This is a genomic window from Actinomycetospora sp. (genome assembly GCF_036497245.1).
GTDB lineage: Bacteria > Actinomycetota > Actinomycetes > Mycobacteriales > Pseudonocardiaceae > Actinomycetospora.
Genome location: NZ_DASXJS010000047.1, coordinates 1 through 9,765 on the forward strand (window position 1 = coordinate 1; position 9,765 = coordinate 9,765).

General features: G+C 72.4%; 9 protein-coding genes and 1 tRNA gene. 6 read left to right on the forward strand and 4 right to left on the reverse strand.

The window, feature by feature from the left end; genetic code table 11:
* The first annotated feature begins 219 nt into the window (after window positions 1-219).
* A tRNA-Pro gene (locus tag VGI02_RS05480) sits at window positions 220-293 on the forward strand.
* A 268-nt stretch (window positions 294-561) separates the two neighbouring features.
* Window positions 562-1,251, forward strand: coding sequence for a type 1 glutamine amidotransferase (locus VGI02_RS05485; protein ID WP_331626265.1), 690 nt, complete (start codon window positions 562-564; stop codon window positions 1,249-1,251).
* Between the two features lie 170 nt (window positions 1,252-1,421).
* Here VGI02_RS05485 and VGI02_RS05490 read toward each other — a convergent pair whose 3' ends face one another.
* Both VGI02_RS05490 and VGI02_RS05495 read right to left on the reverse strand, forming a co-directional pair.
* The gene (locus VGI02_RS05490; RefSeq protein WP_331626266.1) at window positions 1,422-1,829 is read right to left on the reverse strand and encodes a nuclear transport factor 2 family protein; all 408 of its coding nucleotides are present in this window, start codon (window positions 1,827-1,829) and stop codon (window positions 1,422-1,424) included.
* 23 nt (window positions 1,830-1,852) lie between these two features.
* On the reverse strand, window positions 1,853-2,446 hold the full coding sequence (locus tag VGI02_RS05495; RefSeq protein WP_331626267.1) for a DinB family protein: 594 nt from the start codon (window positions 2,444-2,446) through the stop codon (window positions 1,853-1,855).
* Between the two features lie 161 nt (window positions 2,447-2,607).
* Here VGI02_RS05495 and VGI02_RS05500 point away from each other — a divergent pair, with 161 nt between their 5' ends.
* Window positions 2,608-3,450, forward strand: a complete 843-nt coding sequence (locus VGI02_RS05500; RefSeq protein WP_331626268.1) for a hypothetical protein — start codon at window positions 2,608-2,610, stop codon at window positions 3,448-3,450.
* Between the two features lie 140 nt (window positions 3,451-3,590).
* Here the strand turns inward: VGI02_RS05500 and VGI02_RS05505 are convergent, their stop codons facing one another.
* Together VGI02_RS05505 and VGI02_RS05510 are read right to left on the reverse strand one after the other, a co-directional pair.
* Window positions 3,591-5,690, reverse strand: coding sequence for an NAD(+) synthase (locus VGI02_RS05505; RefSeq protein ID WP_331626269.1), 2,100 nt, complete (start codon window positions 5,688-5,690; stop codon window positions 3,591-3,593).
* A gap of 407 nt (window positions 5,691-6,097) precedes the next feature.
* Complete coding sequence (locus VGI02_RS05510) at window positions 6,098-7,045, reverse strand: aldo/keto reductase (protein WP_414638198.1); 948 nt, start codon at window positions 7,043-7,045, stop codon at window positions 6,098-6,100.
* A gap of 222 nt (window positions 7,046-7,267) precedes the next feature.
* On the opposite strand from VGI02_RS05510, the gene tig reads away from it, so the two are divergent.
* From tig to VGI02_RS05525, 3 genes are all read left to right on the forward strand, one after another.
* Complete coding sequence (gene tig / locus VGI02_RS05515; protein WP_331626271.1) at window positions 7,268-8,728, forward strand: trigger factor; 1,461 nt, start codon at window positions 7,268-7,270, stop codon at window positions 8,726-8,728.
* Between the two features lie 216 nt (window positions 8,729-8,944).
* On the forward strand, window positions 8,945-9,550 hold the full coding sequence (locus VGI02_RS05520; RefSeq protein WP_331626273.1) for an ATP-dependent Clp protease proteolytic subunit: 606 nt from the start codon (window positions 8,945-8,947) through the stop codon (window positions 9,548-9,550).
* 11 nt (window positions 9,551-9,561) lie between these two features.
* Window positions 9,562-9,765: ATP-dependent Clp protease proteolytic subunit (locus VGI02_RS05525; protein WP_331626272.1), on the forward strand; the 204-nt coding region annotated here is incomplete at its 3' end.

The following is a 9,765-nucleotide window of genomic DNA, read 5'->3' on the forward strand; positions in this document are numbered from 1 at the left end:
GGAGCCCACGATGGACACGGAGCGCGACATGACGATCAACTCGGACGAAGACCACATCGTTCGCGGTCTGGACTGACGCGTCGGACGGGTGCGGACGACGGCGTCCGTACACCCGTCGACATCCATCTCTCGGCTTCGGCCCCCGCGGCGAGCCCGCCGCGGCGGTATCGGAGCCACGCTGCGAGCTTGACGAGCGTGCGCCCCTACACTCGTGGGCAACGGGGTGTAGCGCAGCTTGGTAGCGCACTCGCTTTGGGAGCGAGGGGCCGTGGGTTCGAATCCCGCCACCCCGACACTGATTGACCAGCACGAACGCCGTCCCGGCAGCGTCGGGACGGCGTCGTGCACGTGAATGACAGCAACGATTGACAGCGGCGGTTGCCCGCGGGTGTCCTCGCCCTGCGGCATCACCGGCGAGTCAGCAGGAGCCCGGAACCGGGGCCGCGGAGCGACCGGCAGAGCTCTGGCGTGGTGGTGGGTGTGGCGTCGTCGATGACGCGGAGCGGTCCTCGCCGGCGCTGCGCCGATAGCGGAACGAGCCCGACCCGGAGGATGAGCGGCGTGCGGGCATTGGTGATCGGGCACGACCACATCGGTGACCCCGGGTACGTCGGCCGGGTCCTCGAAGCCGCCGGCTGGTCGCTGCACACGTTCACCGTCGTGCCCGAGCACCGGTTCCACGCCCCGGATGTCGAGGTCCGCTTCCCGGACCCGAGCGGCTGGGACCTCGTCCTCACCCTCGGCGCGCCCTGGCCCCGGTCGAGCATCGCGACGTGGGTCCCCCGCGAGATCGAGCTCCTCGCGCGGGCGCACGCCCACGGGACGCCGATCCTCGGTATCTGCGCAGGCGCCCAGTTCCTGGTCGAGGCGCTCGGCGGCGGGCACGAGCCGATGGGCTCGGAGCGCGTCGGCAGGCACGAGATCCGGCCGGGCGTCGAGGGCATCCCCCGGGGGCCGTGGTTCCAGTGGCACTCCGACCGGATCACCGTGCCCCCCGGCGCGGAGGTGCTCGCCGACAGCGCGGACGGGCCCGAGGTCTTCCGCCTGGGCGCGTCGACGGGGGTCCAGTTCCATCCGGAGATGTCGTCCGGGCTGCTCGACCGCTGGCTCGACGTGACACCCCTCCCGCCCGACCGCGCTGCGCGTCTCCGGCGTGACGCCGCGCGGTACGAGAGCCGCGCGTTCGCCCGTGCGGAGCAGCTCCTGCTGACCCTCGGCCACCACGCTGCACCGACGGTCCCCGGTGGTTGACCCGCGTCGCGGAGCCCGCCCAGACTCGAGGTCTCGGCCCGGACCCAGCCGTTCGTCGCGTCCCCCGGTCCCGGTGGGCGCATCCGACCGGGGGGTCCCATGGCCAGCTCATCCGTCATCAGCGACGACGCCAACTGGAGGGCCGCGGGCAGCCGTCGTCGACGTCCCCGCTAGGGCCGCAGCGGCGAACGCCGCGCCCGGACGGTCCGTCGGCTGATGCGCCACCCTTCCGCGGTGCGCACGGCCTCGTCGTTGTAGTCGACGCTGCCGACGGTGCCGTCGCCGGCGACGCCGAGGCCCTTCGACAGCACGCGCGCGCCGTCCTCGTTCAGCGAGGTCACGACGACGTTGGTGACGTGGTGCCCCACCGGGTTCCCGTCCCCGAGCCGGCGCGCGGCCGCCTCCACCTCGACCAGTCCGGCCATCGCGGTCCCGCCGAGGTCGGTGACGTCGTAGACCACGTCGGGCAGGAAGACCTCGTCCAGCGCGGCGAGGTCGCCGGCGTCGACGAGGTGGCCGTGCCGGGCGACGAGCTCGTGCAGGGCGAGGCGGTCGGCGAGGTCATCGACGTCGGTCATGCGCCCAGCCAACACCGGAGGCGCTAGGGCATTCCGGCGGCCCGCCGGGCCTCGCGCTCCAGACGGGCCCGGTGCCCGAGCAGTCGCGCGGCCTCGTTCCCGCCCAGGTTGAGGTTGTCGGGGCGCAGGCCGACCGCACCGTCGACGAGCTCGCGGCAGATGTCCGCGTGGCCCGCGTGCCGGTGGGTCTCGGTCGCGACGTGCACCAGCATGTGCTGCAGCGTCACCTCGGCCCGCTCGGCCGGCCAGTGCGGGACCGTGCCCGGGGCGTCGAGGTCGAGCTCGGAGATCGTCGCGTCGGAATGCGCGATCGCCCGCTCGTAGAGCCCCAGGATCTCCTCGCGGGACTCCTCCGCCGTGGCCCACATGTCCGCATCGGGCTCGGTGTGCGCCTCGAACCAGCCGATGGTCTCGTCGAACGGCCGACCGAACACCTCACCGAAGTAGCCCGAGTCGATGATCGCGAGGTGCTTCACCAGGCCCAGCAGGTTGGTGCCGGTGGGGGTCATGGGACGACGGGCGTCGTACTCGCCCAGCCCCTCGAGCTTCCAGACCACCACCTGGCGGCCCTGACTGAGGTACCGGCGCAGGACGTCCTTCGGGCCCGGGGCGCTCACGGGGGCACCCTGCCACGTCCCCGTGCCGCCGGGCGATCCACGACCCTGGCCCGTCCGGAGGGTCCCCGCTGGTCGTGGGGACGGGGCGATGAGGCACGGTGGGGTCGAACACCCGAGGGGACCGGTACGACGAGCGTGCCGCGAAGGGAGCAGGACCCGCGATGACCGAGGGACGTACCAGCGCCGCAGAGGCGAACGTCGACGCCGAGGACGAGCCGACGTCGACGGGGGCGGCCGGGGCGGGCGACTCCGCCGGGACCAACGGGCACGAGTCTGCCGGGAACGGCACGACGTCGAGCACCGACGCCGAGAAGACGGAGACGTCGGAGGTCGAGGAGTCCGGCTCCGAGAAGTCCGACACCGAGAAGTCCGAGACCGTGCCTGCCGCAACCCTGCCCGGTGAGGACTCCGAGTCCGCACCCGCACACGGTGACGCCGCGGACGACAAGGCCGACGACACCAAGGCTGACGACACCGCCGTGTCCAAGGCCGACGACGCCAAGGCCGCCAAGGCCGACACCGGCGCCGCGACGGCCGCCACCGGCGACGAGGAGTGGGCCGAGGCCGAGGACAAGGCCTACAAGAAGGAGCTCCGCAAGGGCCTCATGTTCGGCCTGGCGGGCGGTGTGGTCGTCGGCGCCGTCGTCGCGCTGCTGCTCGGCGCCTTCGTCTGGCCCGGCTACCTGATGGGCCCGGGCAACCCGGACGACACCGCGAACCAGGTGACCCAGGCCCTCAGCGCGAAGGACGGCCCGGCGCTCGACAACCTGTCCTGCAAGGGACCCGACGGCAAGCCGGTCTCGCAGCTCTCCGGCCAGGTCCTGCAGTTCATCACGAAGGTCGCGCCGGCCGGTCCGGCCACGACGCTGATCGACACCGAGGCGCGTGCCCCCGTCGACGTCACGCTGAGCGTGCAGGGGCAGACCCAGACGCTGCCCTCCGAGCTCGTTCTCGGGGAGTCGAAGGGCGACTGGTGCCTGAAGGGCCTCGCCCAGCGCCAGTAGTAGCCGCACCCTGCAGGTCGCGATCGTCTGCGCCGCCGGACTCGTCGATCCCGACGAGTCCGGCGGCGCATGCGTGCCTGGGTGCGGTCGTCGCAGGAGCATCCGACAGTCGCCCGGTACGACCCGACGGACGTCGGGCCTCAGCGGCGCCAGCGGCGGCGGGCGGGGGCCGGGGCGGGCCAGTCCGCCGGGACCTCGCGCGCGATCTCGTCGAGCCAGATCCGCGCCGAGGAGTCGGAGGGCGCCCGCCAGTCCCCACGCGGCGAGAGCGACCCGCCTGCAGAGACCTTCGGCCCGTTCGGGACCGCGGAGCGCTTGAACTGCGCGAACTGGAAGAACCGCTGGACGAACACCTCGAGCCAGCGGCGGATCTCGGCCAGCTGGTAGGCGACGCGGTCCTCGGCGGGGAAGCCCGGCGGCCACGGGCCCTCGTCGGCGTCGTGCCACGCGTGCCACGCCAGGAACGCGACCTTCGAGGGCCGCGAGCCGTGGCGCAGGATCTGGTAGAGCGTGAAGTCCTGCAGGTTGTACGGCCCGATCTTCTGCTCGCTGGACTGCACCGGGGCGTCCTCGGTGGCGGGGACCAGCTCCGGGGTGATCTCGGTGTCGAGGACCGAGCGCAGGACGTCCGCGACCTCCTCGGAGAACTGGCCCGAGGAGATCACCCAGCGGATCAGGTGCTGGATGAGCGTCTTCGGCACGCCGCCGTTGACGTTGTAGTGCGACATCTGGTCGCCGACCCCGTAGGTCGACCAGCCCAGGGCGATCTCGGAGAGGTCCCCGGTGCCCAGCACGATGCCGCCGCGCTGGTTCGCGGCCCGGAAGAGGTAGTCGGTGCGCAGCCCGGCCTGGACGTTCTCGAACGTCACGTCGTAGACCGGCTCGCCCTCGGCGAACGGGTGGTCGAGGTTGCGCAGCATGAGCCGCGCGGTCTCGGTGATGTCGATCTCGGCGAACGTCACCCCGAGGGCGTCGGCGAGCCGGTAGGCGTTGCCCTTCGTGTGCTCGCCGGTCGCGAAGCCGGGCAGGGTGAACGCGAGGATGTCGCTGCGGGGGCGCCCCGCGCGGTCGAGGGCGCGGGCGGCCACGACGAGCGCGTGGGTGGAGTCCAGCCCGCCGGACACCCCGATGACGATCTTCGGCTCACCGATGGCGCGCAGCCGCTGCTCGAGCCCGGCGACCTGGATCGAGTAGGCCTCGTAGCAGTCCTGCTCGAGGCGTGCCGGGTCCGCGGGCACGAACGGGAACCGTTCCACCTCGCGCCGCAGCCCGAGGTCGCCCCGGGGCGGGTCGAGGGTGAACGACACCGTGCGCCAGTCCTCGAGGCGCTCGGCGTGGTGGCGCCGGTTGTCGTCGAACGTCCCGGTCCGGAGGCGCTCGGCACGCAGCAGGTCGAGGTCGACGTCGGCGACGCTGTGCTGGGCGCTCGCGGGGAAGCGCTCGGTCCGGGCGAGCAGCGCGCCGTTCTCGTGGATGGTCGTCTGCCCGTCCCAGGCGAGGTCGGTGGTGGACTCGCCCTCGCCGGCCGCGGCGTAGAGGTAGGCGGCGGCGCAGCGCGCGCTCGCCGAGCGGCAGAGCAGCTGGCGGTCGTCCGCGCGGCCCACGGTGATCGGGCTGCCCGACGGGTTCGCCAGCACCGTCGCGCCGGCCAGCGCCGCCTCCGCGCTCGGCGGGACGGGCACGAACATGTCCTCGCAGACCTCGACGTGCAGGACGAACCCCGGCACGTCCTCGGCGGCGAAGAGGAGGTCGGGGCCGAAGGGGTGCTCGGCGCCGAGCACGCGGATCGTGCCGCCCTGGTCGTCCCCGGCCGCGGCCTGGCGGCGCTCGTAGAACTCGCGGTAGGTGGGCAGGTAGGACTTCGGGGCCACCCCGAGCACCCGCCCGCGATGGATCACGACCGCGCAGTTGTACATCCGGTGGCGGTGGCGCAGCGGGGCGCCGACGACGAGCACCGGGAGCAGGTCGGCCGACGCGGCCACGACGTCGCCGAGGGCGGTCTCGACCGCGTCGAGCAGGGTGTCCTGCAGGAGCAGGTCCTCGAGGGAGTAGCCGGAGAGCGTCAGCTCCGGGAAGACGACGAGGCCCGTGCCCTCGTCGTGGCACTCGCGGGCGACGGCGAGCAGCGACGCGGCGTTCGCCGCGGGCTCGGCCAGCGCGGTGCGCAGCGTCGCGGCCGCCACCCGGACGAACCCGTGGCGGTAGGCGTTGGTGAACTCGTACGTGCTCAGGTCAGACACGGTGGGCGCGGCTCTCCTCGGTGATCACCTGGTGCCCGCAGTGTGCCCCAGTCCCACCGGGTCCGTCCGTGCGACCGATGTCCGGCGCCGTGCCGGTGCTGAGCTGTCCGTGCCGGTGCTGAACTGTCCGTGCCGGTGCGGGGCCCCGACTCCCCGCCCCGGTACGCCCGGATCCCGGAGGTCCGGGTCAGCGCCGGCGCGCTGCGGCCCTCGGCGCCGGACGACGACCGCGACGGGTTCCGTACCCAGCCACGACGTCGAACACCCCGAGGAACCGCTCGAACGCGCGACCGGCCTTGCGTGCCATGCCCATGAGGAATCTGCCCTTCCCCTCGAACGAACCTGCCGCTGACGCCGCCCACGGTCGCAAACGACATCGATGTGAAGTGACGGGGGGTGGGGATCGATCAGACCCACGGGAGGGTGCCGCGGTGGGCCCAGTAGGCGCCCGCCGTCTCGGCGATCCCGGCCAGGGCCGTGCGCTCCTCGGCGGTCAGCGCGACCCGCTCCGCGGCGAGGTTCGACCGCAGCTGATCCGGCCCGGCCGCGCCGGAGAGCGCCACGTCGACCCACGGCTGCGCGAGAATCCCGGCCAGGGCGACGGCGTCCGGTCCGACCCCGAGACGCTCCGCGGCCGCGGCCACCGGCGCGGGCGGGTCCACGACCAGGCGGCCGTTGGCCATGCCCTCCTTGACCAGCACGAGCACGCCGTCCTCGTGCGCGGTGCGCAGTGCGTCGCCCGCCGAGGGCTCGAGCAGGTTCCACGTCGACTGCACCGCGGTGAACAGCGCCGACCCGCCGACCCGGAGGTCCAGCCCGCGCCGCACCGCGTCGGCCTGGTCGGCGCCGGAGGTGGAGAACCCGAGCCGTGTCCCCTGCTCGGCGCCGGTCGCGGCGAGCGCCTCGAGCAGCGCCCGGTCGTCGAACAGCGGCGAGTCGGTGGTGAGGGAGTGCACCTGGTAGACGTCCGGCGGGCTGCCGAGGGCCGCGAGCGACTCCGCCCACTGGGAGCGGAAGTGGGCGAGCGTGTGCTCCTTGACCTCGTGCACCGCGGCACCGGGGTCCCAGTCCGCGGTGTAGCGGTACCCCCACTTGCTCGAGACGGTCGCGGACGCCCGCCGTCCGGGGTGCGCGGCGAACCAGGAGCCGAGGAACTCCTCCGCGCGGCCGTAGGAGCGGGCGGTGTCGAACCAGCGCACGCCCGCCTCCCACGCCGCGTCGAGGCTCGCGTGGGCGAGCGCACGCAGCTCGTCGGGCGAACGGTGCACGCCGTCACGGCCGAGGTTGATGTAGGACGGCCGACCCAGCGCGGCGAGGCCCAGGCCGATCTTCGGGGACACATCGGTCACGGACACCCACCCTAGGCGTGGCCTCCGCGGGTCGTCCCTGCTCAGGGCCGCCACGGCACGGACCGGCCCGGCACGTCTAGACTCGCCGCCGACGCCCGGGCGGGCGCGACGACAGGGCCGTTGATCGGTGGTTACCTCGGAGGTTCTCCGGGACTCCGGACTCGAAGCGGATCATCCGTCTCCACCCCCGGGCCGCGTTGGCAGTCCCGCCCCGGAGGAGAACGAGCTGTGAAGTCCACCGTCGAGCACCTGTCGCCGACGCGCGTCCGTCTCGCGATCGAGGTGCCGTTCGACGAGCTCAAGCCCACCTTCGACCAGGCGTACAAGAAGATCGCCGGACAGGTCCGCATCCCCGGCTTCCGGCCGGGCAAGGCACCCGCCCGCATCCTCGACCAGCGTCTCGGTCGTGGCGTCGTGCTCGAAGAGGTCGTGAACACCGCCGTCCCCGAGAAGTACGGCGAGGCCGTCGGCGAGGCGCAGCTGACCCCGCTCGGCCAGCCCGACATCGAGGTCACCTCGATCGACGACGGCGACAAGATCGCCTTCACCGCCGAGGTCGACATCCGTCCCGTGATCGAGCTGCCGGACTACTCGGGCATCTCGGTGTCGGTGGACTCGGCGGAGGTCACCGACTCCGACGTGGACGACCAGCTCAAGGGTCTCCAGGCGCGCTTCGGCACCCTCACCGGCGTCCAGCGTGCGGCCGCGACGGACGACTTCGTCGTCATCGACCTGTCGGCCACCGTCGACGGCGAGGCCATCGAGGAGGCCCAGACCTCCGGGATGAGCCACCAGGTCGGCTCCGACCAGCTCATCGAGGGGCTCGACGAGGCCCTCGTGGGCATGTCGGCGGGGGAGACCAAGAACTTCACCACGAAGCTCGTCGCGGGCGACCACGCCGGCGAGGAGGCCGACGTGACCGTCACCGTCTCGACGGTGAAGGAGCGCCAGCTCCCCGAGGCCGACGACGAGTTCGCCCAGCTCGCCAGCGAGTTCGACACGCTCGACGAGCTCAAGGCCGACCTGCGCGAGCGCCACGGCCGCGTCAAGAAGATGGAGCAGGCGGGCCAGGCCCGCGACAAGGTGCTCGAGGCGCTGCTCGAGGCCGCCGACCTGCCGGTGCCGGAGTCCGTGGTCGACCAGGAGGTCGAGGTGCGCGCCCACGAGGCCGTGCACGAGTTCGACCACGACGAGGACCGGCTCACGGAGTACGTGACCTCGCAGGGGCAGACCCGCGAGGAGTTCGACGCCGAGCTGCGCACCAGCGCCGAGCAGGCCGTGAAGACCCAGCTGCTGCTGGACGAGGTCGCCGAGAAGGGCGAGGTCCAGGTCGACCAGCAGGAGCTGATGGAGCGCATCTTCATGCAGGCGCAGCGCTTCGGGATCAGCCCCGAGGAGTACATCCAGCAGGCGCAGCAGGCGAACCAGCTCGGGGCGATCTTCGCCGACGTCCGCCGCGGCAAGGCGCTCGCGACGGTCGTGCAGGCCGCGACGATCCTCGGCCCCGACGGCGAGGAGCTCGACCTCTCGGAGCTGTTCTCCCCGGCCACGACCGAGGACGCCGAGGCGGCGGCCGAGGCCGCCGTCGAGGCCGCCACCGTTCCGGTGGACGACGAGGCCGACGAGGACGCCGTGGTCGTCGAGGACGAGGAGGCCACCGCCGGTGCTTCCTCCGCCCCCAAGTCCTGACCTGAGCCGACGCGTCGCGGGATCGGTGAGCCGTGAGCGAACACGGGCCGTCGGAGGACGTTCCGGAGTCCCGCGATCGTTAGTGTCGGTGCAGCCGACGAGAGCTCCACGGGAGCCGGGAACACCCGGGTCGCCGTGGGCTCGGCGTCAAGAAACCCCACTCGAGGAAAGCAGGGACAGGTGAGCCAGCACCTCTCCGACCCGTCGGGGGCGGTCATGCGTTCCGCCGGCGGGTCGATGACGCTCAACGACTCGGTCTACGAGCGCCTCCTCCGGGAACGGATCATCGTTCTCGGGCAGGAGGTCAACGACACGATCGCGAACCAGATCTCCGCGCAGCTCCTCCTGCTCTCCGCGGAGGACCCCACCAGCGACATCACGCTGTACATCAACTCGCCCGGTGGCTCGGTGTCGGCCGGCATGGCCATCTTCGACACGATGCACTGGATCGAGCCCGACGTGTCGACGGTGGCCATGGGCCTCGCCGCGTCGATGGGCCAGTTCCTGCTGTCGGCGGGAGCGCCGGGCAAGCGGCTGGCCCTGCCGCACGCGCAGATCATGATGCACCAGCCCTCCGGCGGCCTCGGCGGCACGGAAACCGACATCACCATCCGCGCGGAGTCGCTCCGCAAGCTCAAGCGCCAGCTCGCTGAGCTGATCGCCGAGCACACCGGCCAGACGGTCGACCGGATCACCGAGGACTCCGACCGGGACCGGTGGTTCGATCCGTACGAGGCGCTCGAGTACGGCTTCATCGACCACGTCGTGGCGCGTGCCAGCGAGTCCCGGGGCAACGGCAACGGCAACGGCACGAGCGCCTGAGGAGACGCACCATGAGTGAGCTTCACGTTCCGGGCGGGCGCGCTTCCGCGTCGCCCGAGGCGCGCTACATCCTCCCGTCGTTCGTCGAGCGGACGAGCTACGGCGTCAAGGAGTCCAACCCCTACAACAAGCTCTTCGAGGAAAGGATCATCTTCCTCGGGGTGCAGATCGACGACGCGTCGGCGAACGACGTCATGGCGCAGTTGCTGTTCCTG